This is a genomic window from Staphylococcus sp. HMSC067F07, from assembly GCF_001837405.1.
GTDB classification, from domain to species: domain Bacteria; phylum Bacillota; class Bacilli; order Staphylococcales; family Staphylococcaceae; genus Staphylococcus; species Staphylococcus capitis.
Map to the genome: position 1 here is coordinate 120,810 of NZ_KV832237.1, position 25,482 is coordinate 146,291.

The 25,482-nt window shown below is 31.7% G+C and carries 30 protein-coding genes; 8 read left to right on the forward strand and 22 right to left on the reverse strand.

The features are described from left to right. The 7 genes from sbcD to HMPREF2706_RS07570 all read right to left on the reverse strand — a co-directional run bounded on the left by sbcD (position 1) and on the right by HMPREF2706_RS07570 (position 4,851). Positions 1 to 1,125, reverse strand: a complete 1,125-nt coding sequence (gene sbcD, locus HMPREF2706_RS07545; RefSeq protein ID WP_030062733.1) for an exonuclease subunit SbcD — start codon at positions 1,123 to 1,125, stop codon at positions 1 to 3. A gap of 111 nt (positions 1,126 to 1,236) precedes the next feature. After that, a complete protein-coding gene (locus tag HMPREF2706_RS07550; protein WP_002433613.1) occupies positions 1,237 to 1,704 on the reverse strand; it encodes a CcdC family protein in 468 nt (155 codons plus the stop codon). An 865-nt stretch (positions 1,705 to 2,569) separates the two neighbouring features. Continuing rightward, on the reverse strand, positions 2,570 to 2,728 hold the full coding sequence (locus HMPREF2706_RS12230; protein WP_002433944.1) for a hypothetical protein: 159 nt from the start codon (positions 2,726 to 2,728) through the stop codon (positions 2,570 to 2,572). A 49-nt stretch (positions 2,729 to 2,777) separates the two neighbouring features. After that, positions 2,778 to 3,134 carry a hypothetical protein gene (locus HMPREF2706_RS07555; protein WP_030062734.1) on the reverse strand — a complete coding sequence of 119 codons (357 nt, stop codon included), beginning with the start codon at positions 3,132 to 3,134 and terminating at the stop codon, positions 2,778 to 2,780. Positions 3,135 to 3,252: 118 nt separating this feature from the next. Next, positions 3,253 to 3,795, reverse strand: a complete 543-nt coding sequence (locus HMPREF2706_RS07560; protein WP_030062735.1) for a phage scaffolding protein — start codon at positions 3,793 to 3,795, stop codon at positions 3,253 to 3,255. Between the two features lie 395 nt (positions 3,796 to 4,190). Beyond that, complete coding sequence (locus HMPREF2706_RS07565; protein ID WP_002433834.1) at positions 4,191 to 4,373, reverse strand: hypothetical protein; 183 nt, start codon at positions 4,371 to 4,373, stop codon at positions 4,191 to 4,193. Positions 4,374 to 4,410: 37 nt separating this feature from the next. Further along, complete coding sequence (locus HMPREF2706_RS07570) at positions 4,411 to 4,851, reverse strand: hypothetical protein (protein ID WP_064212248.1); 441 nt, start codon at positions 4,849 to 4,851, stop codon at positions 4,411 to 4,413. Positions 4,852 to 5,160: 309 nt separating this feature from the next. On the opposite strand from HMPREF2706_RS07570, the gene HMPREF2706_RS11915 reads away from it, so the two are divergent. Continuing rightward, entirely contained in the window at positions 5,161 to 5,391 is a 231-nt protein-coding gene (locus HMPREF2706_RS11915; protein WP_080550848.1) for a tyrosine-type recombinase/integrase, read from the forward strand. A gap of 95 nt (positions 5,392 to 5,486) precedes the next feature. Here the strand turns inward: HMPREF2706_RS11915 and HMPREF2706_RS07575 are convergent, their stop codons facing one another. The 4 genes from HMPREF2706_RS07575 to sosA all read right to left on the reverse strand — a co-directional run bounded on the left by HMPREF2706_RS07575 (position 5,487) and on the right by sosA (position 8,693). After that, positions 5,487 to 5,723 carry a YneF family protein gene (locus HMPREF2706_RS07575; protein ID WP_016898133.1) on the reverse strand — a complete coding sequence of 79 codons (237 nt, stop codon included), beginning with the start codon at positions 5,721 to 5,723 and terminating at the stop codon, positions 5,487 to 5,489. Between the two features lie 216 nt (positions 5,724 to 5,939). Then, positions 5,940 to 7,928, reverse strand: a complete 1,989-nt coding sequence (gene tkt / locus HMPREF2706_RS07580) for a transketolase (protein ID WP_070862300.1) — start codon at positions 7,926 to 7,928, stop codon at positions 5,940 to 5,942. A gap of 131 nt (positions 7,929 to 8,059) precedes the next feature. Then, on the reverse strand, positions 8,060 to 8,296 hold the full coding sequence (locus HMPREF2706_RS07585; RefSeq protein WP_002433819.1) for a DUF896 domain-containing protein: 237 nt from the start codon (positions 8,294 to 8,296) through the stop codon (positions 8,060 to 8,062). A 163-nt stretch (positions 8,297 to 8,459) separates the two neighbouring features. Beyond that, a complete protein-coding gene (gene sosA, locus HMPREF2706_RS07590; RefSeq protein ID WP_023350330.1) occupies positions 8,460 to 8,693 on the reverse strand; it encodes a DNA damage-induced cell division inhibitor SosA in 234 nt (77 codons plus the stop codon). A gap of 142 nt (positions 8,694 to 8,835) precedes the next feature. Between sosA and lexA the strand changes: the two genes are divergently transcribed. Then, positions 8,836 to 9,456 (forward strand): transcriptional repressor LexA, encoded by a 621-nt coding sequence (gene lexA / locus HMPREF2706_RS07595; RefSeq protein WP_070862301.1) that lies wholly within the window; start codon positions 8,836 to 8,838, stop codon positions 9,454 to 9,456. A gap of 232 nt (positions 9,457 to 9,688) precedes the next feature. On the opposite strand, the gene HMPREF2706_RS07600 is transcribed toward lexA, so the two are convergent. From HMPREF2706_RS07600 to HMPREF2706_RS07620, 5 genes are all read right to left on the reverse strand, one after another. Continuing rightward, on the reverse strand, positions 9,689 to 10,705 hold the full coding sequence (locus HMPREF2706_RS07600; RefSeq protein WP_030062736.1) for a CAP domain-containing protein: 1,017 nt from the start codon (positions 10,703 to 10,705) through the stop codon (positions 9,689 to 9,691). Between the two features lie 22 nt (positions 10,706 to 10,727). Then, complete coding sequence (gene guaC, locus HMPREF2706_RS07605; RefSeq protein ID WP_023350332.1) at positions 10,728 to 11,705, reverse strand: GMP reductase; 978 nt, start codon at positions 11,703 to 11,705, stop codon at positions 10,728 to 10,730. A gap of 161 nt (positions 11,706 to 11,866) precedes the next feature. After that, complete coding sequence (gene rpsN, locus HMPREF2706_RS07610; RefSeq protein WP_002433763.1) at positions 11,867 to 12,136, reverse strand: 30S ribosomal protein S14; 270 nt, start codon at positions 12,134 to 12,136, stop codon at positions 11,867 to 11,869. A 187-nt stretch (positions 12,137 to 12,323) separates the two neighbouring features. After that, entirely contained in the window at positions 12,324 to 12,473 is a 150-nt protein-coding gene (gene rpmG, locus HMPREF2706_RS07615) for a 50S ribosomal protein L33 (protein ID WP_001831295.1), read from the reverse strand. 94 nt (positions 12,474 to 12,567) lie between these two features. Further along, positions 12,568 to 14,082, reverse strand: a complete 1,515-nt coding sequence (locus tag HMPREF2706_RS07620) for a catalase (protein WP_037548939.1) — start codon at positions 14,080 to 14,082, stop codon at positions 12,568 to 12,570. A gap of 218 nt (positions 14,083 to 14,300) precedes the next feature. On the opposite strand from HMPREF2706_RS07620, the gene HMPREF2706_RS07625 reads away from it, so the two are divergent. After that, positions 14,301 to 15,749 carry an amino acid permease gene (locus HMPREF2706_RS07625; RefSeq protein ID WP_002433697.1) on the forward strand — a complete coding sequence of 483 codons (1,449 nt, stop codon included), beginning with the start codon at positions 14,301 to 14,303 and terminating at the stop codon, positions 15,747 to 15,749. A 172-nt stretch (positions 15,750 to 15,921) separates the two neighbouring features. Then, entirely contained in the window at positions 15,922 to 16,236 is a 315-nt protein-coding gene (locus tag HMPREF2706_RS07630; protein WP_002433981.1) for a hypothetical protein, read from the forward strand. Between the two features lie 120 nt (positions 16,237 to 16,356). Here the strand turns inward: HMPREF2706_RS07630 and HMPREF2706_RS07635 are convergent, their stop codons facing one another. The 4 genes from HMPREF2706_RS07635 to HMPREF2706_RS07650 form a co-directional block, all read right to left on the reverse strand. After that, on the reverse strand, positions 16,357 to 17,160 hold the full coding sequence (locus HMPREF2706_RS07635) for a Cof-type HAD-IIB family hydrolase (RefSeq protein WP_030063677.1): 804 nt from the start codon (positions 17,158 to 17,160) through the stop codon (positions 16,357 to 16,359). A 64-nt stretch (positions 17,161 to 17,224) separates the two neighbouring features. Next, positions 17,225 to 18,145: a homoserine kinase gene (gene thrB, locus HMPREF2706_RS07640; RefSeq protein WP_002433614.1), complete on the reverse strand. Its 921-nt coding sequence runs from the start codon at positions 18,143 to 18,145 to the stop codon at positions 17,225 to 17,227. Between the two features lies 1 nt (position 18,146). Continuing rightward, the gene (gene thrC / locus HMPREF2706_RS07645) at positions 18,147 to 19,208 is read right to left on the reverse strand and encodes a threonine synthase (protein WP_023350338.1); all 1,062 of its coding nucleotides are present in this window, start codon (positions 19,206 to 19,208) and stop codon (positions 18,147 to 18,149) included. Positions 19,209 to 19,213: 5 nt separating this feature from the next. Further along, positions 19,214 to 20,494, reverse strand: coding sequence for a homoserine dehydrogenase (locus tag HMPREF2706_RS07650; RefSeq protein WP_049428577.1), 1,281 nt, complete (start codon positions 20,492 to 20,494; stop codon positions 19,214 to 19,216). A gap of 188 nt (positions 20,495 to 20,682) precedes the next feature. On the opposite strand from HMPREF2706_RS07650, the gene HMPREF2706_RS07655 reads away from it, so the two are divergent. Continuing rightward, positions 20,683 to 22,059 (forward strand): aspartate kinase, encoded by a 1,377-nt coding sequence (locus tag HMPREF2706_RS07655; protein ID WP_049428576.1) that lies wholly within the window; start codon positions 20,683 to 20,685, stop codon positions 22,057 to 22,059. Between the two features lie 69 nt (positions 22,060 to 22,128). Here the strand turns inward: HMPREF2706_RS07655 and HMPREF2706_RS07660 are convergent, their stop codons facing one another. Then, positions 22,129 to 22,722 (reverse strand): hypothetical protein, encoded by a 594-nt coding sequence (locus tag HMPREF2706_RS07660; RefSeq protein ID WP_002433636.1) that lies wholly within the window; start codon positions 22,720 to 22,722, stop codon positions 22,129 to 22,131. Between the two features lie 334 nt (positions 22,723 to 23,056). Here HMPREF2706_RS07660 and HMPREF2706_RS07665 point away from each other — a divergent pair, with 334 nt between their 5' ends. Beyond that, complete coding sequence (locus tag HMPREF2706_RS07665) at positions 23,057 to 23,914, forward strand: NERD domain-containing protein (RefSeq protein ID WP_030063683.1); 858 nt, start codon at positions 23,057 to 23,059, stop codon at positions 23,912 to 23,914. A gap of 61 nt (positions 23,915 to 23,975) precedes the next feature. Here HMPREF2706_RS07665 and HMPREF2706_RS07670 read toward each other — a convergent pair whose 3' ends face one another. After that, positions 23,976 to 24,512 carry a thermonuclease NucI gene (locus HMPREF2706_RS07670; protein ID WP_049428573.1) on the reverse strand — a complete coding sequence of 179 codons (537 nt, stop codon included), beginning with the start codon at positions 24,510 to 24,512 and terminating at the stop codon, positions 23,976 to 23,978. 160 nt (positions 24,513 to 24,672) lie between these two features. On the opposite strand from HMPREF2706_RS07670, the gene HMPREF2706_RS07675 reads away from it, so the two are divergent. Then, the gene (locus tag HMPREF2706_RS07675) at positions 24,673 to 24,861 is read left to right on the forward strand and encodes a hypothetical protein (RefSeq protein WP_030063687.1); all 189 of its coding nucleotides are present in this window, start codon (positions 24,673 to 24,675) and stop codon (positions 24,859 to 24,861) included. Positions 24,862 to 25,292: 431 nt separating this feature from the next. After that, entirely contained in the window at positions 25,293 to 25,478 is a 186-nt protein-coding gene (locus HMPREF2706_RS07680) for a hypothetical protein (protein WP_030064864.1), read from the forward strand. The last annotated feature ends 4 nt before the right edge of the window (positions 25,479 to 25,482 follow it).

Here is a 25,482-nt window from a genome sequence, read left to right on the forward strand (position 1 = left end):
TTAGACTTCCTTTCTCATAATATTATTTAAAATTTCAGCTATCTTATTAGATTGATTTTCGCTAATTTCCTCATTAGTCATTGATTCATAAAACGACTTAATTATAGATTGATCATCTTGTTTCTTTATCTCTACATTATTAAACTCTTCAATATGTTCGAATGTATTATTAGTTAATGCTAATGTATTAGGATAAATTTGTTTAAGTTTCATCATTGGATCATTAATATGTGACATATTAGTGAGTTTAAAATGAAAATAATTATCTTTATTTTTCACAGAAACTCGTTCTTCAATAACATCATCATAATCCCCTTCTATAACCTCTAATTCTCTTAAAGGTTCAATAGATTTAAATGTATCTTCTACATGATAAACTTCATCGATATTAACTATGCGATAACCTTTTGCTTGATTCACTTCAGAGAATGAATATTGTAGTAATGAGCCGCTATATTTAATGTTTTTTTCATTTACACTAAAGGGATGATGTAAATGTCCTAACATAACATACTCAAATTGATCAAATGACTGTCTTTCAACTGACTCTACAGTTCCTATAGTTAAAGGTCGCTCTGAATCAGATGTTTTACCACCTTTAATAGTTAAATGACCAATTAAAATACTCACTTTATTTTCATCTATATTTTGAGACATATATTCTATGCAGCGATTTAAAGCCTGTTGATGAGTATTGATTTCTTTATCTTCGAAAAAGTGTTGTACTTCACTTATTGTCGCAAAAGGTAAAGCAAAAAATTGTACCCCGTTTATTTCTATAGGTTTATGTATATCCTTAAGTTTGGTTCTTATAAACAAATGATTATGTTCAAACCATGATGACCCATAATTCAATCTTTCTTTTCCATCATGATTCCCACTAATCATAATTACAGGTATTTGAAGTATTATATTCAACTCTGCAATTGTATTTTCAAGTAAACTCATCGTTTCTTTACTCGGATAAGAGGTGTCATATAAGTCACCTGCTATAACAATGACATCAGGTTGTTCTTTTTCCATATGATTAATAAATTTAGTTAATACATATTTTTGATCATCTAATAACTGTTTACCATTCAAGATTCTACCAAGATGCCAATCAGCAGTATGTATAATTTTCATAATCATCCTCCTAAATAGAACATTTGTTCGTATTTATATTTTATAATTATTAATATCAACTTTCAAGTAAAAAATGCCACTCATCAAATAATATGACAAGTGGCCAATACACTACTTAACTAGTGATTTTTTTAACTTTTTATATTTATAAAACATTGCTAATCTCCAAGGTACAATCATACAAAACGCTAGTAAGAAAAACATACCAGCTATTTCACCTGGGTTAATTTCATTGCTAATAAAGATTTTAATAATAGTTCTAATAACTAATAACGAAATTAAAATTACTGGAAATGCCTTAGAACGCTTCATGTAAATTTCGCTGCCTTTGACTTCAAATCTTGATGTGAAAATTAAAACAGTTGAGAATAGTACACCTAAAATTAGTGATTCTAACATTTCCATACCTGTTAATCTGAAATATGGAATAATATACATTAAAGCCCCAGTAGCCATAAAGAATGGAGGTAAAATGATTTTTTTTTCATTAACTGGAAACTTTTGTGCTTTCATTCTTATTACAATTACTACTGCGCCCATTAAAAAAGCAACGACAATAGAAAAAATTAAATAAGCCAATTTGACACCTTCTTATGACATAAACTTAATACTCTTAATTCATCATATGATAGTATATCACTATCCTTATATCAATGACTACTTTAAACTTTCTAAAATTCTAAAGATTTAAAAACCAGTTTTATCAATAACTAATTTAAGTTCCCATACAGTTTTAAAAATGCCTTAGCAAATTATTTTTTGCTAAGGCATGTGTTATTGAAGGTTTGATCACTAATATATAAGTAACACGTCTATAATTTAATTAATAAATAGATTAAAACGATATAGATAGTTAAGTTTACTATATTAAAACCTAATTTGAGTAATTCCTTATTACGACTTGTCATTATTTATCGCCCCCAATTAAATAGTAAACCAAACTTATTGCTATGTAACTTAATAATTTTAACTTTTTTAATACTCTTTTGTTTTTAAGTTACGATTTACAATATATTTTAATCAATCATTACAAAACTTGCCTTTAAAAATTACTAATTCATAAATAAAATTAATCATCATATCTTAATAAGTAATAAAAAAAGCGTCACAGTGGTTATTGTAAACACTGTGACGCCTGAACTTATAGGCTTTATTTGCCTTTCATGTTTTGGTCTTTAATACCATGATAAGCCATTTGCGTACGTAGTAATTCTTTCGTTTTTTCAACGCCTGCACTCAAGTTTTCTGAGCTAATCAATACTGCGTCTAAGACTTATTATTGTTCATCATTTGAATGTGCGTTGTTGTAACGTAATAATTCCATTATAACTAGGAAATAAGCGTCTTGAATTTTAGTAAGTTTCGCCATAGCTTGCCTACCTTGACCTTTATTTCTGATGGGAGAACCTGAATTAAAGCCTGCGATAAACGCTGCTACATTTAATTATATTTTGATGATATTGTAAACATTTTCAATATCTTTAACTTGTTCAGTTGGGAACGCTTGCGCTAACGGGAATAAACTAACGTCGCGGTCTGCGTCGCCTTTGTTAATGAATGCTTGTAAGGTAGCCTTTTGGAAAGCCTTATCTTCTAATACCATTCATATGCCTCCTTATAGTTAAAATGATTAATAGATACGATTAAATATCTTAAGAAATACGGCCTTTTGTAGCCTCTTTAAATGCGTCTGTAGCACCGTGGATACGTTCGGGTCTTACTGACGCTTTACGTACTGCTGGCACTTCTTTGTTTTTGTTAGGGTACACAACAACCTCATTTGTTGTTAATACACCTGCAACGATGTTTGAAGTGCTATCAGTAACCAACTCATATAAACCAGTATCTTCATTACATGAAATAGCTGTACCTGCTTTAACTGTTGTTGGCTCTGTGAATTTAGACGCATCTAACACTGGATTACCTACAGTGTATTCTAAGTATTTAGCGTCGCGTATAAACTCTGGATTGAAACCAAAACCATTAATTACTTTCGGTTTTAAACTCATAGGGTTTAACCTCCTTATTTTTTGTTCGCTCCAAATAATTCATCGTAATACTTTTCGCCTAATGCGTTAGCTTCAGCCTCTGAGCCGCTGTTACCTTTGCCTTTACCTACGCTATAGTTCATATTACTGTTTGAATTGCTTTGACTATCGGCATTTTTTGAGCCGCCTTTATCATCGTTATCATATACGAATAGATAACTTTCATTTCTTTAAGGTCGTCCAATTGCTCTTTTAAGCCACGTAAACCTTTTTCACTATCAAACGAAATGTTGTCGCGATTGACTAACGCCATGACTGATGTTGTATTTTTAGCGCCTGCACTGTTTAGTTCTTTGTCAATTTCATATTGCAATTTAACCTCGTTCATCTCATTGATGTGTTGTTGGTCTTTTTCTTTATTGACTTGCTTGAGTGCATTTATTTGCTCCTCTAAGTTTTCGCCTTTATTGATCTTTTCTTTCAAGTTATCTAACTCATCGTTTTGTTCGTTGATACGTTTACGATAAGATTCAACTTCTTTCTTATTTTCTTCGGCTTTTCGTTTTTCTTCATCAACGCTATCTTTAAGACTTTGAATATTCTTACCGTATAACGTCATCACGTCGTTGATTTTTTCGTCATCTATACCGATATTTTTGAGTTCTTCTCTACTAAATGCCATAAAATTCGTTCCTTACGTTTTGATAACGGTGTTCGACACCGATAAGATTATCCGTTAACGCCGGACTTACGTCATCGCCTTTTAACGTCTTGCGAAGAGGACACAACAAAAAAGACTAGCCCACCTTTATCGTGGACTAGCCTGTAAACATATAAAATATATATGAGTGTAATACAATCTAATAAAGCAAACTAAATAATGTTATACATAATAACGCTATTTTTATTTAGCGCTATTGCGATATGAGTATATTATAAAAAAATGTGTTACTAATTACAATTATAGTCACGTATACCGTTATATAAAAGTAAAATAAAACACGATAACCACACTTAGTATGCATGGCTATCGCATTTCACAAGAATTATAAGTGATTTAATATAATTTAAAAAGTGTCATTTATAATATATCCATATTCCTACTTTATATATGACAAAAAGCAATATCAAAGTAAGAATTACTGTTACTACCATACTTAAAATTACATTATCTTTGATTTTCCTGCCAATATATGACGCTACAATAACTGCAATGAAAGTAGCGATACCAATAATGATAGATTCTGGTGTCAAATGCATACTATACACCCCTGTTATTTCAGAACGTTATTAAAAATTACTGATTTCCCCAACTAGTGATATAAGGTGTAGCGTCGCCTTTAGGACTTGTTTTAACAACTCCATGACCTACTACACCGTTTTTAATTGAGCCTGAACCGTATACGTTCGCTAATGAAGTTGCTATAGATGCTCCGTATCCCCATAATGGCCCAAGTAAAGCGAATAAGCCACCTGCTGCCGCAGTGCCAGTTGTAGCTATAGCTTTCGCTGTTGTTTTACTTAATTTAATAGTGAAATGTTTCCCATCTTTACTCATTTTGAAAGAATTTACGCCCTGTTTGAATGGCATAGGGTTATGTCTAAGTTCTTTGTTCATTTTTTCTTTTTGTTGAGGTGTAGCATGTTTTTGCATATTTGCTATTGTATCGCCCTCGTATTGAGTATATGTTGTAGTACCATCAGCGTTTTTGTGTTTATGCCATCCTCTTTCAGTCATCTGTTTGTCGATTTCTTTTTTACTGTAGTTATTGATTGATTTAGTTTGAGTAGTATTCGCTTTTTCACTGGTACTAGCTACTTGTTAATTGTTCGCTTTCTCCACCTCTTACGCTGAAACATAAGTATTACCTAAAGTCGCAATTGCAATTGAGCCAGTTAACGTTGAAACTAATAACTTTTTCAATTTAATCTCTCCTTATAGAAAATAATTATGTTGCAATTATAAATTAACATATTTAAACTTTAATAAAATATTAGTTCTTAAGTGTTTAATATCTCGCCTAAGTGTCCTAATACAACAGTTAATATGTTGCTCAAGAGAGGCACACAGCGCGCCGGATTGCCTAAAATACTTGTGGCCCATAGACACTCACATGCGTCTTTATTGATTAATGCGGGTGTCTCACTATACGTTGTGTCTCGTCATTTAGGTCACTGCGATATACAAACAACCGTGAACACATACGGCCACTTATATCCGAACACTGAAAATGAAATAGCTGGAATACTTAATGAGCGATACAAAGAAAGCAATTAAAAACTAAATATTTTGTTACCATAGTGTTACCAGTAAACAAAAACGGGCGTTACAGTGAAAATCTAAAATCACTGTAACGCCCGTCATTATAGGCTTTATTTGCCTTTCATGTTTTGGTCCATATTTTTGTTCATCATTGTCATCATTTGATTGATTTTCTTTTGAGATGGTTTTTGACCCATTTGCATCATCATCATACGTAGCATTTCTTCATTGATAGGTGGGTTTTTTTTGAGGTAATCCATCATATATTTTCTTGCTAAAAAGAAACCACCGATTAATCCTACGATAAGTGCTAAAATGATTAAAATAATTGCTAACCAAGTTGCCATTGTTTCACCCACTTTCTTTATCCTACTGAATTTTACTAAATTCACTTTGTTATTTCAAGAGGCACTTTAAAGTGATAACTAATACCTACCATTAGCAATGATAACAAATATTTGTTTTTCTTAACAAATTGACTATTAAACTTATATAAAATAAAAGGCTACTAGCTAATAAACTTGAGCTAGTAACCCTTCTCTAATTATTAATAATTTAAGATATTAGAATGTGCGAATTTGATTTAATATATTTTCTTTAGTAAATCCATATTTTTCAACTACTAAATCACCAGGTGCGCTTGCGCCAAAGCCATCAATACCAATAACTTTGCCTTCTGTTCCAACATATTTATGCCAACCTAATGGAGATGCCATTTCAATTGCTACACGCTTAGTAATTGAGGACGGTAATACTGATTCTTTATAATCATCTGATTGTTTATCAAATGCAAACCAGTTTGGCATTGATACAACTCTAACACCTTTACCTTGTTTGTCTAAATCTTTGGCAGCTTCTACTGCTAAACTAACTTCTGAGCCAGATGCTAATAATAAGTATTCTGGATCCTTTTCTGATTCAAATACTACGTAAGCTCCTTTACGAACTCCCGCTTCTACCGTTTCTTCAGCAATATCTAATGTTGGTAAGTTTTGACGTGTTAAAACTAGAGAAGTTGGTGTTTGTTCTGATTCTAATGCTACTTCCCATGCTACACGTGTTTCATTACCATCTGCAGGTCGAATAACATTCATATTCGGAATAGCACGTAAGCCCGCTAATTGTTCTATTGGTTCGTGTGTTGGACCATCTTCACCTACAGCTATTGAATCATGTGTAAAGATAAATGTTGAGTTAAGACCCATGATAGCTGATAAACGTAATGCAGGTTTTAAGTAATCACTAAATACGAAGAATGTCGCTGCATAAGGATGTAATCCACCATGAGCAGCCATTCCGTTCACTGCTGCACCCATCGCAAATTCACGTACACCAAACCATACATTTTTACCTTCTGGTGTTTCTTTATCATAATCTTTAGCTTCTTTGACATTAGATTTATTAGACCCTGCTAAATCAGCAGAACCCCCAAAGAATGATGGTACTGTTTGACTAAGTTTTTGAATAATTTCTCCAGAATCTGCTCTAGATGCTCCTTTATGATCTAAATCATATTTAGGTAACTCTTTTTCATAGTTTTGAGGTAATTTACCACTAATTGCTAACTTAAATTCTTCTGCTAATTCAGGATGTTCTTTGCTATAATCTTCTAATTTAGCTTTCCAAGCATCTTCATTTTCGTTAGCACGTTTTAACATAGAAGTTTGGAAGATTTCATAAACCTCTTCAGGTACATTGAATCGTTGTTCAGGATCAAGTCCATAAGCTTCAAAAGTAAGTTTTCTTTCATCTTCACCTAGCGGAGCGCCATGTACTCCATTTGAACCAGCTTTATTTGGAGAGCCAAAACCGATAACAGTTTTAACTTCAATAATAGTTGGGCCTTGTTGTGATTTAGCTTTATTAATAGCATTATCAATTTCTTCTAAATCATTGCCATCTTTAACTAAAATATAATTCCAACCATATGCTTCAAATCTAGATTGTGTATTTTCTGAGAATGATTTATTTAAATCACCGTCAAGTGAAATATCATTAGAGTCGTATAAAACGATTAACTTATCTAATTGATTATGGCCCGCAAATGAAGCAGCTTCATGTGAAATACCTTCCATTAAATCTCCATCTGAAGCTAAAACGTATGTGTAATGATCAACCATATTAAAATTATCTTTATTAAATTTACCAGCTAAGTGATCTTCAGCAAGTGCCATTCCCACTGACATTGCGAATCCTTGACCTAGTGGCCCAGTTGTTACTTCTACTCCATCTGTATGTCTAAACTCTGGATGACCTGGAGTTTTAGAACCCCACTGTCTAAATTGTTTTAGTTCTTCTAATTCTAAACTACCTGATACATGTAATAAACTATATAGTAAAGCAGAGCCATGTCCTGCTGAAAGAATGAATCTATCTCTATTAAAATAATCTTTAGATTGGGGGTTAAAATTAAGATGACGTATCCATAATGTATACGCCATAGGGGCAGCTCCCATTGGTAAACCAGGGTGTCCAGAATTTGCTTTTTCGATAGCATCAATACTTAGTGCACGTATTGTATCGATAGCCAATTGGTCTTTTTCGTTAAACATCGTTGTGTCTTCCCTTCTTAAATAATATCTAAATATAATTATAACTTATTTTAAATTAAAATGATAAAGAAAAATCTGATAAATCAGCTCATACAAATTGTTCAAGAACTACCTTGAACAACCTTCTTCCATTATTTATTGTTTTTCTCAGATTGAATTTTTTTAAGCTTTTCAGGTGTAACATCATTTCCTTCAGGATCTATTACTTTAGTATTTTCAAGCTGTTGCTTGAACCCTTTTCTAAATGAATCTAAATATTGCTTTCTTAATTTAGATTGTTCCTTAGCTTCCTCTTCTGTTAAACCTTTTTCTTTTTTCTTTTTAGCTAGCTCATTGATTCTATCTATATTTAAATCTTCCTTAGACATTATCGTCACGCTCCTTGTTAAATTTTAAACAAAATGTGTAAGACTCTTAAAATATATATGATTTCCTACTTTAAATTCTTGTGTAGAATATATCAAAAAAATGAACGTAACCAAATAGTTACGCTCATTAACAATACTTACTCATCATATTTTTAATAAATTACTAATTAACTAAAGCGAACACTGAAGTGTCATTTTGTTCGCTATTTTGTTTGTCTTCAACTTTATAGTTTGATTTATTATTATCCTGTTGATGAATTTCATGATCTGTCATTTCGTACGTTTGTTCTGAATGCGCACTTTGATTTACACTTAAAAAGAATGTTAGGAAAACCATGCAAGAGATGAGTACTACAGCTATATATATTAAAAACTTTTGTTTTGTCTTAATTAACATTAATCTCACTCCTAGAACGTTTGTTTGTATATTTAATTTATCAGAACGAATGTTCTGTGTCAACACTAAAACGAACAAACGTTTGTTTTCGAAGATAATTAATGCTATAATGTACTTAAATAAAATTAGGGAGTGCCTATATATGAGAGAATTAACTAAACGTCAAAGTGAGATTTATGATTACATTAAACACATTGTACAAACTAAGGGTTATCCACCTAGTGTTAGAGAAATTGGCGAAGCAGTGGGCTTAGCATCTAGTTCAACCGTACATGGACATTTATCAAGATTAGAAGAAAAAGGTTATATTCGAAGAGACCCTACTAAACCTAGAGCTATTGAAATTGTTAGTGAACAACTAGAGGAAGTTAATGTTGAGGAAACGATTCACGTACCAGTAATAGGTAAAGTTACTGCCGGTGTTCCTATTACAGCTGTTGAGAACATTGAAGAGTATTTCCCACTACCTGAACATTTAACTTCAACACATAATAGTGACATTTTCATATTAAATGTAGTAGGAGAAAGTATGATTGAAGCTGGTATTCTAGACGGTGACAAAGTGATTGTAAGAAGCCAAACGATAGCTGAAAACGGCGACATTATAGTAGCAAAGACTGAAGACGAAGAAGCTACTGTTAAACGCTTCTATAAAGAGAAAAACCGTTACCGATTACAACCTGAAAATAGTACTATGGATCCTATTTATTTAGATAATGTTATTGTTGTTGGTAAAGTCATAGGGTTATACAGAGAAATGTAACTATCAATTTCTCTCTATTTAAGCCCTCCTATATCAAGACCTCTATAAAAATCTCATATAAATACTAAAAGACAAGGTAGTTCTTATCGAACTACCTTGTCTTCTGTTTAGAATCTTTGTTTAATACATCTTTTATTTTATCAAGTATATCGGGTTGTTTATCTTTATTCGTTTTCATGCTTATCTACATCCTTACGAATTTATTTTACCCTTATCTACTTAAGATAAACTCTTATTCTGTATAATTCTCAGTCCAAAATGGTTGCTTCTCTTTATTAAAATCTACACCTACGCCTAAATTTCGATAATGCGTATTTAGTATGCTCTTCCTATGACCTAGTGAATTCATTAATCCTTCATGAGCATAAATACTATTGATTTGACCATAAGCAAGATTTTCTCCTGCCGCATTGAAATCAATACGATCTTTTTTCAATCTATCAAAAGGAGAATCCCCTTTATTATCTGTATGATCGAAAAAGTTATTTTCAGACATATTTTTACTATGCTTTCTAGCAGTATTAGAAATTTTACTTGAATAATTTAGTGTATTTAAGCCATGTTGCTTTCTTTCCGAGTTAACTAAATCATAATTTTGTAATTCAAAGCTTTTTTCTAATTCTCTAGATGGCACGCCATATTGTTGACGCAAGCGATTTTCCATATTTTCACTTACTTGTAATAATGCAGTCACTCCATTTTTTTCATGTTTGTCGTAAAAAACTGTTGTATAAATGTGATCTTTATGGAAAACATCATATTCATTATTTTTTACCTCAAAACGATATCGCCCTTTACTAATATATTCTATAGGATTACCTAACCGTTCTCTTACAGTATGTTTAGGAGTAGCGTACTTAATTTTAGATTTTGAAGATATAATATTTTGATTTGAGTACATGGCATTAACGTGGTTTTTAATATAACTAATCATAATAAAGTTATCATAATCTTTATTATAATATGTGTACCACTTAGTTCCATATTCATTAGAAGTCATACGTTTTGGATGACCTAATTTACTTTCAACGGCTTGCTTAGACATATTCATTTGGATATTACTAAGTGCAAATTCTTGTTTTTTAGGAACAGATAATGATTTATCGTTTACATTTGAATCGTGGTTAATCCATGTATCAACTTGTTGTCGAACTTCTTTTTGAAAATCTACTAATGGCTTAGCTTCTTTAATGGGTGTGAAAATAATGATACATAATAAAACTACAAAGAATAATAGAAATCTTTTAATTTTTTACACCTACTATTTAAACTTAGTCTCTATCACCATTGAAAATTGAGTTTCTCACGATAACATAGTCTACAGTTCTTAGTGATTTCAGATCTTTTCCACCGGCATAAGATATTGAACTTTGTAAATCTTGTTGCATTTCAATTAAAGTATCTTTCAGTGAACCTTTATGTTCAACAAACATTTTTTTACCCTCAACATTTTTATGTTCACCTTTTTGAAATTCTGAGGCACTTCCAAAATATTCTTTATATTTTTTACCTTCAAGTTCAACAGTTTCTCCTGGTGACTCTTCATGTGCAGCGAATAACGAACCAATCATTACCATTGATGCACCAAAACGAATTGATTTAGCTATATCACCATGAGTTCTTAAACCACCATCAGCAATAATAGGTTTTCGAGCTGCTTTACTACAAATGTTAAGTGCAGCTAATTGCCAACCTCCAGTACCAAATCCTGTTTTAATTTTAGTTATACATACACGACCTGGACCAATACCAACTTTTGTTGCATCAGCACCAGCATTTTCAAGTTCTCTAACGCCTTCAGGTGTGCCAACATTACCTGCAATAACAAAACTTTTAGGTATGTGGTTTTTAATATGTTTAATCATATTGATGACTGAGTCTGAATGGCCATGCGCAATATCAATTGTGATATATTCTGGAACTAAAGATTTTGAAGCAAGTTCTTCAATGAATTTAAATTCATTTTCTTTTACTCCAACAGAAATAGAAGCGAATAGCCCCTCATCTTGCATCTTTTTAATAAATGGAATTCTAGCTTCTTCATCAAAGCGATGCATAATATAAAAATAATCATTTTGTGCGAACCATTGTGCAAGCTCTTCATTCATTACCGTCTGCATGTTAGCCGGAACTACTGGTAATTTGAATGTGCGTGGTCCAAATTTAATTGAAGTATCACATTCAGAACGGCTGTTAACAATGCATTTATTAGGTATTAATTGTATATCTTCATAGTCAAAAATCTTCATTTTTGTAATTTGCCCCTTACAATTAAAAATTTTAATCGGATAACGCTTTAAAACCGAATAATTATATTAAATTTACACATATTATTCAGTTATTCTTTATCCTTATTAACTGTACATTGTTTTTTTACTAATGTAAATGGACAAAAGACATAAATTCATTTTTACCAACTTGATTTTTTCACACCAGGAATTTGACCTTTATGTGCATGTTCTCGGAAAGCAATTCGAGACATTTCAAATTTACGTAAAACACCTCTTGGACGTCCTGTTACTTTACATCTTCTAGTTAATCTCGTAGGTGAAGAATCTCTAGGGAGTTTTCTAAGCGCTTCATAATCACCTTTTGCTTTTAGTTCTTTACGTAATTCATAATATTTATTTACAAGTTCTTCTCTTTTTTGTTCTTTAACTACTTTAGATTTTTTCGCCATTTAATTTAACCTCTTTTCACAAATCGTAATTATTACGTTTTATAGAATAACATAAATTTTAATTTATACAAGGAAAAATTTTAAAGCTACTAAACCTGATTTATATCTTTTCAATAAAAAAAGTCTCTCCTATTTCATTATAGGAGAGACTATAAATTTCAAATTGTCGTATTTGAAAGATAAGAAATTATTTAGTTTCACGATGTAACGTATATTTGTTTAATCTAGGACAATATTTTTTCATTTCAATACGTTCTGGATTGTTACGTTTATTTTTAGTTGTAATATAGTTACGATCGCCACATTCTGTGCAAGCTAAAGTAATATTTACGCGCACGTTAAACACCCTTTCTAATGTTGTTAGGAATTCTTACGATTTAAAATTTTATCATAATTGATGTCAACATGCAATCTCATCTTTTACAATTATATTATTTAAAGTTTTCGTATGTTTCATCTTCTTCAGTTTCTAAATCAATTTGATTAATATCGATACCTAAAGCTTTTGCTACTCCTTTACCATAATCAGGATCAGCTTTATAACAATGACGAATGTGGCGTACTTTAACGTCTTCAGTCACCCCATCCATTGCATTAGCTGTGTTAGTAAAGATACGTTCTTTAGCATCATCTGATTGTAGTCTGAATAACTTACCAGGTTGTTCGAAGTAGTTATCATCATCTTGACGGAAGTTATATTCATATCCATCACCATCTACAGGGAATGATGGTTTTTTAAACTCAGGTTGTGAATCATATACACCTTGGTTATTTGGATAATAGTGAGGACCGCCACCTTGGTTGTTATCTAAGAAACGCATTTGCCCATCGCGACTAAATGGACATAAGTTTTCAACGCCAACACCTTTAGGTTGATTGACAGGGATTTGCCAATGATTGACACCTAAACGATATCTCTGAGCATCTCCATAAGAGAATAATCTCCCTTGCAGCACTTTATCCGGAGAAAAATCTAACCCTGGTACTATATTAGTTGGTGCAAATGCAGCCTGTTCTACATCTAAGAAATAGTTTTCAGGATTGCGATTTAATTCAAATTCGCCTACTTCAATTAATGGATAATCATCTTTATACCATACTTTAGTTAAATCAAATGGATTATGTGGATGATTTTTTGCTTGTTCTTCTGTCATCACTTGGATATACATTTTCCATTTAGGATAATCCCCTCGTTCGATGGCATTGTATAAATCCCTTTGAGATGAATCTCTATCTCCACCTACGATTTCAGCAGCTTCTTCATCAGTATAATTTTCGATACCTTGTTGCGTTCTAAAATGATATTTCACCCATACACGTTCACCTGCGTCATTGTACATTGAATAAGTATGTGAGCCGAAACCGTGCATATTACGGAAACCTTTAGGCATACCACGATCTGACATTAAAATTGTTACTTGATGTAAAGATTCTGGAATGCCAGTCCAAAAATCCCAGTTGTTTTGAGGGCTTCTCATGTTAGTACGTGGATCTCTTTTAACAGCGCGATTTAAACTAATAAATAATTTAGGATCTCTGAAGAAGAACACTGGTGTATTATTCCCAACTAAATCCCAGTTACCGTCTTCAGTATAAAATTTCAACGCAAATCCACGTATATCTCTTTCTAAGTCAGCCGCACCACGTTCACCTGAAACTGTTGAGAAACGTGCAAACATTTCTGTTTGTTTACCAACTTCAGAGAAAATTTTAGCATTTGTGTATTGAGTAATGTCATTTGTGACAGTAAAAGTACCAAATGCGCCAGAACCTTTAGCGTGCATACGTCGCTCTGGAATTACTTCTCTGTCAAAATGTGACATTTGTTCTAAATAATAAACATCTTGCATTAATAATGGACCTCGTGGCCCTGCTGTCATACTATTTTCTCTATCTGATACTGGTGCACCAAATAGACCAGTTAATCTACCATCTTGTTTAGACATGGCTAGCTCCCCCTCACAAATTCTAATTTGTAATAATTATAATCTAATATATATTTTAAATAAACCCGTTTTAAGTAGTTATTAAACCCAATTCCTAATTAAATTTAAATTTCAGAAAATTTTTAAATATTTCCGCTTTAAAGTGCTAAAAAGTTATTGAATACTATACCTAAAAAGATTAAAATGGTGGATATATTTAAATAGATGGGAGACACCTTATGGAAGATAACAATATGAAACGTGGACTCAAATCGAGACACATATCCATGATTGCAATTGGTGGCGCTATCGGAACAGGTTTATTCGTTGCAACTGCTAGTGTGATTTCGCAAGCAGGTCCCGGTGGCGCTATATTAGCTTATATTCTAATAGGAATTATGCTTTACTTTTTAATGTCATCTATTGGAGAACTAGCAACTTTTTACCCAGTATCAGGATCATTCAGTTCTTATTCAACTCGCTTTGTAGATCCATCTCTAGGTTTCACGATGGGATGGTTATATTGGGGAATGTGGTCACTTGTAACAAGTGTAGACATTATTGTGGCATCGAATGTCCTCCAATTTTGGGATGTATTTAAAGTACTTAGTCCCCTAGCATGGAGTTTAATATTTTTAACTTTTATTTTCTTGATTAATATATTTTCAGTAAAAGCTTTTGGAGAAACTGAATTTTGGTTATCACTCATCAAGGTAATAACAATCATTGTTTTCATCATTGTTGGTATATTAATGATATTTGGTATATTAGGTGGTCATTCTTACGGCTTTGATAATTATACTAAAGGTCAAGCACCATTTGTTGGGGGTATATCAGGATTATTAAGCGTATTACTTGTAGCTGGTTTCTCTGTAGGCGGTACTGAAGTCGTCGCTGTTACTGCAGGTGAATCAAATAATCCTCAAAAATCAATGCCAAAAGCTATAAAACAAGTATTCTGGAGAATTTTATTATTCTATGTGTTATCTATCGCAGTTATAGCTGCAATTATACCTTATACTGATCCATTATTATTAAATGAGCATAAATCGGTCTCACAAAGTCCATTTACTATTGTATTCGATAGAATTGGAATCGCATTTGCTGCATCAGTTATTAATGCAGTTATTTTGACTTCATTATTATCAGCAGCAAATTCAGGTATATATACAACGAGTAGAATGCTATTTTCTCTAAGCGCCGATGGTCAGGCTCCTAAATTTTTCGGCAAATTAAACAAACAAACTAAATTACCTATGCGTGCTTTAGTTACAACCTACATCCTTATTATACTTGTTATAATATATGCAAATTTCAATGCAAATGCTGTGTTTAATCTATTAAACATCATTGGTTCAATGGTTATTGTAGTATGGGGATCTAGTATATGGTCTCAGATTAGATTGCGTAGGGCAATTAAAAGACAAGGTAAAAATCCTGATGAATTACTCCCTTATAAAGCACCATTTTATCCAGTAGGTCCAATAATTGTAATTATTACGTTATTGTTTTTATTATTAGGTAATTCTTACAGTAGTATTATTACCGGAGATTTATTAAGCGTTTTAAGAAACTTTGCACCTATCATTATCCTTTCAATTATTTATTTCGTGCATAAATTAATTAAACGCACTCATTTTGTTAAATTAGAAGAAATGGATTTAACTCCACATAATTATAAAAATTAATTACAAAGACGATGATTCCTAATAAGAATTGTCGTCTTTTTATTTTATTACTTTCATTAATTTACTTTATTCTTTTTTTAAAATAAACTTCTTTTACGACAGCTTTGAATATTTTATGTTGAAAAGTAATCATGTATAATTTAAGTAATAAAAAGGTTTAGAGGTGGATAATATGGTTGGACAAACTAACTTATTCGATGATGTTATAAAACAAGATGAACGTTTTGTCATTGTGGTTCAAGCCCTTGAAGAAAAAAATGGCAACTTATTAAAGCACACGCTAAGGGAATACCCTAGTTTAAAACATGATCAAATGAATGATTTATTTACACATCTCAAAGATGTATTTTTAGAAGAACCCTTCGAAGACAATCAATCAGCTTTTACTATTACTGTATATACTAATCTTGATTATGCTGCTGACCAAGTCTATGCACACATAAAAAGATATAAAGGGAAACATGATTGGACACATACTGCTAAATAAAATAAACACTCAAGCTATTGTCAAAATGGAATAACGCAAAAATGGACTGGTATGAATAACTCTTCTTCCCAGTCCATTTAAATATGTTAAAACCTGTATTTTTAGTAATTTTATTTTAAGTTAGATTAATTTCTTCAACATATGAGGAATCCCCTCTGAATTGTTATCTAAGGTAACTACATCAGCGCTTTCTTTAAGTTCTTCACTAGCATTACCCATCGCAACTGAATAACCAGCTACGTCAAACATAGATTGATCGTTTAAACTATCTCCAAACACTACTACTTCTTCTAAATTAATATTTTCTTTCTTACATAATGCTTTGATTGCATTTCCTTTAGAGACATCTTTAGCCATAAATTCTAAGAAGAATGGTTTACTTGTCGTTACATCTATGTCCTCATTGAAGAAACCATTAAGATCTACACGCGCTTCAGTAATATTACCTACATAATCTACACCCATAACTTTAGGTACATCATGATTAATACATGATTTAATATCTTCGACTCTTTTCATTGGTAAACCAGTCAATTCAGATTCAATATTCATATATTCGTGATCACTATCATGAATGATATAACCGTTATCATACGTTAAAACTAGAAATCCTCTTTCTCTACAATAATCTACAATTAAATCAAAATTGTCTTTAGAAACTGGTTTACTTACTTCAACTTCTTCATTGGACATTTTAATTGTTTTGCCACCGTTGTAGCTAATTATAAAACTCTCATTGTGATTTAACTGTAATTCTCTAGCTACGGGTATCATCCCTTCCGTAGGTCTACCAGATGCTAGAACTACGCTATATCCTTTATCTTGAATATCTATCAAATAGGATTTAGTTTCGGCTGACACTTCATTGTCACTGTTCATTAAAGTATCATCCATATCCAAAACTATCATTTTAAATTTACTCATATAGCAAAAGAACTCCTTCCGTGACTTAATCAAAAAATCATTCTTATCTATATTTTACAATAGTTTAGGACTTTAGGTACACAACTTCTTCTATAACGCCCTTCTCATTAATTGTAGCAAGCTCAGAGGTACAATGAGTGATTCGATCTCTTAATGCTCTTACTAATTCGCCACTACGTTCTCTAGGACACAAAGTTAAAATTGTAGGACCTGCACCACTGATGACAGTTGCGTATGCTTGGTGTTCTCGCGATAATTGGCGTACTTCCTCAAACTCTGGAATAAGATGTTGTCTAAACGGTTCATGAAACCCATCTTGTTCCATCATTTTACCAGCTAAGCCGTATTTATGTTGAATTAAGGCACATATCATAGTATTACTAATCGCACTATTTTGTACTGCTTTTTTATGTGAAAAGGTTTCAGGCAAAACATTTCTAGAGTCCTCTGTACGTAATTCATACGGTGGAATCGTTAGAATAATATCAACCTTAGGAACATCTATACGTGCGACATCTGTAACTTTTGTCTCTGGGTTATAATAGCCAGAAATTAATCCCCCATATATAGTTGGAGCAACATTATCAGGGTGACCTTCAATTTCAGTAGCTAATTGCAATAACTCATATTGTGATAATTGAATATTACCAAAATAGTTTGCAATATATAAAGCGCCCACTAGCGCTGAAGCAGAGGAACCTAATCCTCTAGCTAGTGGGATATCACTTCTCATTTCAATTTGTAAACAAGGTAATGTTACTTTATATTTTTCTGCAACTTCTTGTGCAACTTTATATATATAATTACTTTCATCTTTGGGTAACGTTTCTAATTCAGGACTATAATACAAGAATTCCCAAGCATATCCTTTTATTTCTTTAATAGACATGTATAAATATTTATCTAATGCCATTCCTATAGAATCAAAACCTACGCCTAAATTAGCAGTTGAAGCTGGAATCTTAAGTTTTAAAACTTCTTCCATATCAAATTGCCCCTTTAATGTATTTTATGATACTGTCCTTGTCATTAGGTAAAGGTTGAATTGGGTTGTCCAATAAGGAGATTGCTGTATCTGGATCTTTTAAGCCATTACCAGTTAAAACTGCCACTACTTTTTTACCTTTTGGAAGTTTACCTGCTCTATGAAGTTTAATTAAACCTGCGATTGATGCGTTACTTGCTGGTTCACTAAACACACCTTCATTTGTAGTCATTAATTGATAAGCTTCAAGTATTTCATCATCTGTTACGCTATCTATTAATCCGTTAGATTCCTCTAATGCTTTAACTGCTTTCTGCCAACTTGCTGGGTTACCGATACGGATGGCTGTAGCAACTGTTTCTGGATTTTTTATGACTTTATTTTGAACAATTGGCGCTGCACCTGCTGCTTGGAAACCAAACAATTGAGGTAATTGACTACCTTTTTTCTCATTATATTCTTTAAAACCTTTCCAATAAGCAGTAATATTTCCGGCATTACCAACAGGAATTGCCAATACGTCTGGAGCTTGTTCTAATTGTTCAACGATTTCGAATGCCCCAGTTTTCTGTCCTTCAATTCTAAAAGGATTCACTGAGTTCACTAATTCAATATCGCTGTTCTCTTTAGCAATTTCTTTAACAATCTCTAGTGCTTCATCAAAGTTGCCTTCAATTGAGACAATTTCTGCACCATACATTACAGCTTGTGATAATTTTCCGAGTGCAATCTTACCTTCAGGTATAACTACTATTGCTTTTAAACCTGCTCGCGCTGCATAAGCCGCTGCTGAAGCTGATGTATTTCCTGTAGATGCACATATCACTATCTTTTTACCCTGTTCTTTAGCTTTAGTGACCGCCATAACCATGCCACGATCTTTAAATGATCCTGTAGGGTTGGCACCTTCATATTTCACATACAATTCTATATCAAGTTTTTCAGATAACTTTTCACAATAAATAAGTGGCGTACTACCCTCGTTTAGAGTAATTTGTGGTGTCTCTTCATTAACTGGTAAATACTCTTTAAATTCTTGTACTAATCCTTGCCATCTTTTCATATTTATTAAACTCCTTCTACAGGATAAATCTTTTCGACTTCGTATCCTGATTTATTAAGAACATCCTCTGGAGATTGATCCAATCCTATAATTATCACTGCTACTGTATTCTCATCTCTTTCAGCAATTTGAAGTGACTTATGGAATGGCAACAGTGCTTTGATATCATTTTCAATCTTATCAAATGTTAAATGATTATTTTGTAAAACAATGTAGTAATTTAACTTTTCTTGGATTACAACAGGTTCTTCCCCATCCATCATCTCTCTCGTTTCATCAGTTTTTAATTCAAAATGAGGTGGCAACGTGTGAAGGTTCGATTCAAAGAATAAAGCTACATTGAGTAAATCACTTACAACAGCGCTTCCCGTGGCTAAGCTACCAGCGCCTTTACCATAAAACATTGTGTCTCCTACAGCATCACCTATAACATAAATAGCGTTATATTCATTCTCAACAGCTGCAAGTTGATGTGACTTATGAATAAGCGTTGGCTCAACTGAAGCGTGAACATGGCCATTTTCATATGTACCTTTACCAATTAGTTTTATTTTAAAGCCTAATTGATCAGCAGCATTTATATCTGATAATGTTGTTCCACTAATACCCGTTATCTTCACATCATTAAGTTTAATTACTTGGTTAAATGATAGATAAGATGTAATGACAACTTTACGCGCAGCATCGACACCTTCCACATCATCTGTAGGATCCGCTTCGGCGAATCCTAATCTTTGAGCTTCATCAAGAGCATCCTCGAAACTTGTCTGTTCTCGGGTCATTTTTGTAAGAATAAAATTAGAAGTTCCGTTCAAAATACCCATAAATTTTGAAATATTATTAGCGTTTAAACCATTATTAATCGCATTAACAATTGGAATACCGCCCGCAACACTTGCTTCAAACTTTAAGGCTACGCCATTACTCTCTGCTAAATCTTCCAATAATTTTAAATGAACTGCTAATAAATCTTTGTTAGCAGTTATCACATGTTTTTTATTTTTAAGTGCAGTTCTTAACCAATCGACTGTAGGTTCTATACCTCCCATTACCTCAATAACAATATCAATTGATTCATCCCCTAATATCTCATCAATATCTTCAGTTAAATGATATTGGCTAATATTTAATGGACGCTTTTTTGATTTATCACGTACTAAAATATGCTTAATGACAATATCTTTATTGATGGTATCTTTAATTTGTTGCCTATTCTCCTCAATAATTTTGACAACACCTGATCCAACAGTTCCTAGACCAAGTAATGCAATATTCAATTCTTTCATGTATCATACCTCCTATTGTGCTTTTGAGAAAAACAATTGTACAGTTGAAAAATACTAAATAATGGTTTAGTATAAAATTATTCTTAATTTTTGTAAAGTTCTTAATATTGAAAATATAAATCTATAGTACCATGCTTAATCAGAAAACTGAATAGAATTTTCTGATTTTTTAGAAAGGTTGATAACTCATGAAAGTTGCTAAATTCGGAGGTAGTTCTGTCTCCAATGCTAAACAAATTAAAAAGGTATTAGATATTGTAAATGGAGACCCTGAGCGCAAGATAATTATTGTTTCTGCCCCAGGTAAAAGGAGTAATAATGATACCAAAACAACTGATTTACTCATTCGTTTATATGAAAAAATACTCAATGGTTTAGATTATCAAAATAAGAAAAAAGAAATTATTCAACGCTATGCTGACATTGTAAAAGAGTTAGATATGGATGATGAAATATTAACTACCATTGATGAAACGTTAGAACTTTACATTAACCAACTTTATGATAAACCTTCACGTTTATACGACGCTTTATTATCATGTGGAGAAGATTTCAATGCGCAATTGATTGCAAGCTACAATAATAGTCAAGGTATCCCTACACGGTATGTTTCTCCTAAAGAAGCCGGACTCACTGTGACGGATTTGCCACAACAAGCTCAAATTATAGATTCTTCATATGAAAAGATTTATAAATTACGTAATTATAAAGAAAAGCTTATTATCCCTGGTTTCTTTGGAATTTCTAAACAAAATTATATTGTAACCTTCCCCCGAGGCGGTTCAGATATTACCGGTGCTATAATTGCTAGAGGTGTAAGAGCATCTCTTTATGAAAACTTCACTGATGTGTCAGGTATTTTCAAAGCAAATCCAACAATTATAGATAAGCCGGAGTTAATTGAAGAGATTACTTATAGAGAAATGCGAGAACTTTCATATGCAGGGTTTGGAGTTTTTCACGATGAAGCGCTACAACCTTTATATAAGGATCGGATACCTGTTGTAATAAAAAATACGAATCGCCCAAATGATAAAGGTACCTATATTCGGCATGACAGAGAAGTAAATTCGGACAATGTAATTAGTGGTATAAGTTGCGACAAAGGCTTTACAGTTATCAATATTAAGAAATATTTGATGAATAGACAGGTAGGATTTACACGAAAGATTCTAGCCGTATTAGAGGAGTTTAATATCTCATTTGATCATATGCCATCTGGTATTGATAATATCAGTATTATAATGCGTACGAATCAAATCAAAGGTAAAGAAAGTCAAGTTTTAAATGAAATCAGAAAACGGTGTGAAGTAGATGAACTTAGCGTTGACCACGACCTAGCAATTTTAATGATCGTTGGAGAAGGAATGAATCAAGTAGTTGGTACAGCGAGTAAAATCACTCATGCACTTTCAGAATCTAATATTAACTTAAAAATGATTAACCAAGGGGCTTCTGAAATATCAATGATGTTCGGTATACGAGTTGAAGATGCAGAAAAAGCTGTCCTATCAACTTATGAATTTTGTTACCATGGTATTTGTTTAAAAAATTTATGTTCATAAAAGATAAAAAGATTTCTACAATACATATACTACTTTAGTCTATATCAAGTGTATGTCGTAGAAATCTTTTTATGATATTTTTCTATTATTTATTACCGCTTCTTCAATACGTTTTTTCCCTACTACTAATTTTAAAATATAAAATTGATAATAACTTAGTGAATCAATCACAGCCTTATAATTTGAAAATTGATGATAATTTTGATTATCCATTAAATCATACATTAAAACTATTTCAGGTTTTATATAATCTACATTCCAGTTTAATGAGTGAAAATAAATATTATTTTTTGGTAAACGGATTTTATTATCTAATCTGAATATCCACTGATCATTTACTACATCATAAACGAAAATATTGAGAACCATATTTCCATCTTTGAATACTTCTACATGGGCAACTTCAGATAATGAAAGTTTTTTATTCTTCGAAACCCCATTTGCCTTACCATAATATTCTATAGTGAAATCCTTAGGTATAACTTTGACGATTTCAATTAATTTTTTGCGTTCAACGCAAATATCCACTTTATTAGGTAACTTAAACTCATCATTCAAAAACAACTGCATCGCAACTTCACCATGAAATTTAAAAATATGAGTAGATGTATCCATTAATATCTTAACTATTTGGTCGACTGGTTTTTGTGCTTCAAGTTTCATTCGTACACCTCCTTAAGCAAGCGCTTTCATAAATTTAATTATACATTCGAAATATACAATTATCAAACGCAGAATTGTGAACATTTAGTAAATTAAAATTAATATATTTATAAAGTATAGCCTTTTCATATATACATAAAAACAAAAAGAGTTATATTACGTTCTTTTAGATATTGAGTAAAGATTTCGATTTCTTAAAATTTTGTAAACATTAAATATAGCGCAAGAAAGTTTAATCATTATTAGTACTCATAATGATTGAACTCAAATTTTAAGACGTATATAATTTGTTTTGAAATTAGAATTTAAAATCTTAAGATTTGGGTGAATATTTATGTCTGTAACGGTCATTTTATCTGTAATTATTATTATTTTGATTATAGCTATTGTCTTAAATCAAAGATATATGAAAGATAGAGTTGAGACTGAAGAATACGCTAGAAATCAATTAATTGCTAAAAATTCAACTTTAAGCGAAGAAAATTTAGCTTTAAAGAATCAAATGTTAAGTTCTAATAACGATGTAGGACACCATGCTTTTAAAAATGCTAAGCGTGAGTTACAAAAGATTTTGGATCGCTTTAAAAACAACGGTCGATTAAAAACATATTCAATTGTTTCTACAAATAATTTAGCTGTGAAACACCCATTATTTGAATATGCAAGATCATTTGATTTTATTATTGTCACTGATGTAGGACTCATCAATGTCGACGTAAAAAATTGGAATCAAAAAACTTTCTACCATTTCGACGTTCCAGATAAACATTTTGAAGAAAAGAATCAACCCTATGATACTGATCAAATAGTAGGTCATTATGTAAGTAGTAGATATCATAGCCAATTCAATACGACACGTACAGGTGTCTATACATTTACAGAAATCTTACAAGATAATCGTGTGATATACGAGTTTTATGATCAAGATCCATACCAACAAGCTGCAAACAATGCTAAAGCACTTAAAGATCAAATTGAATCAGATTATCGATTTAAGATACAAAGTATCGGCGTTGTTTATTTCAGTGATGGTAGCGTAAATATTATTGAAGGTTCAGATGAAAGTGATAAATATGTGGATACAGTATCTACTCAATCTTCTCTTGAAAAGGTCATAGAAGATGCTATACAACTTTCTAAGCACCCTCTCAATGATGAACAAGTCCAAGAAATATCTGAGAGTTTTAAATAACATTTCATAGATTAAAAAGGCCAAGAAGATTGCTAATAAATCCTCTTGGCCTTTAAATATATTAACTCCATAAGTTCACTTTATTTTGTTTCGCCTCTTCTTGTGCTTTTTTAAGAATTTGTCTGTACTTACCATTTGGAGAATAGTATTTCTCTCTAGCTAACCCCTTCTCAACTAGCTCTCTATTAAACATCTTATTTTTACTTAGCCAAACGTAAGCTAAAGTTCGACCATATCTATCATTTTTTTCTTTATCATACTCTAAATAAACATATTTATGTGTTAACTCTTTCTTACTATAATTTGATGCTTCTTTACCATAGGGTTGAACAGGAGTATTAGGTTTAACCGTTTCAGGCGTGTCCATACCAATCATTCTAACTTTAATGCGCTCACCATCTTTCTTAGCAAGAAAAGTATCTCCATCCACTACACGCTCAACGTAGACTTTGTCCTTCCCTTTCAAATCTGCGCTTTGATTTTCTTCCGTTGATTGATGAGCACCGAATGGCCCATCATGGTTAATAAATTGAAATAGTATTACTATTATTGCGATTAATGCAACAACAATTAGCGATAATCCTTTTTTTGATTTCATAGATGTCACCTTACTTCACGTTATATTCTGATTTATGTTAAATAAAAATCACTTTGTAGTCAATATTAAATTTAAACTGATAAATCAAAAGCTTCTTCTAATAGTTATTTTTTCAAAATGTAAGCTCATGCTATAATATGTAATGTTAGGAGTGAAATAGATGGATTCATCTAATGAAAGTAAAATATCTTTAATCGCAATTATTGTAGCAATAATCATAGGCGTAGTATTACAAATAGTATTTAAATTACCTATTATAGTAAGTGTTGTAGTAGCCTTATTATTAGGCATTTTAGTTGGTTTCATTGTATACATTATTCAATCAACACTAAATAAAAGGAAAAAGTGAAGGTAAAATGGTCTAAGGAAAATTTAAACTTCAAGGGGAAAATTCAAATGGCTTCTCTTAAGTTAGACTATCCTAAGGAAGAGAAGTCGTTATAAATTAAAAAATTCAATTAATGATAATAGAATTTTTACGAACCATACGCAAAGCGTATGGTTTTTTATATTAATAAGGCTTTTGCAAAAATATATTTAGCTAAAACCAAATTTAAAATATTTTACAAATTAGGAGTAATAATTATCTAAAGTGGTATAGTTACAGAAATAATATAATATCTATTTTTACAACTAAACTATTCAGCTTTATTTTATAGAAGAATAATTTTTATAAATGTATCTCCGACATAAAAGTTGTAAGTAGATAAAGTCTAAATTTATTTACAATTTTATTAAGACTAACATATTTACAAAACTTATGATTGGAGGTACGAAACGATGGAAATTTTAGATTGTATCATCGACACAAACTCTGTGACGCATAAAGTAAAAACAGCTAAAGGAAAAATATTTCAACACACCTTGAGTATTGAAACACCCACACACAAAGTTGTAGAAATTTTATCACTATTATCTAATTATGTAGATAAAACTGACCGCCCGAAATTAATAATTAAAAAGTAATATA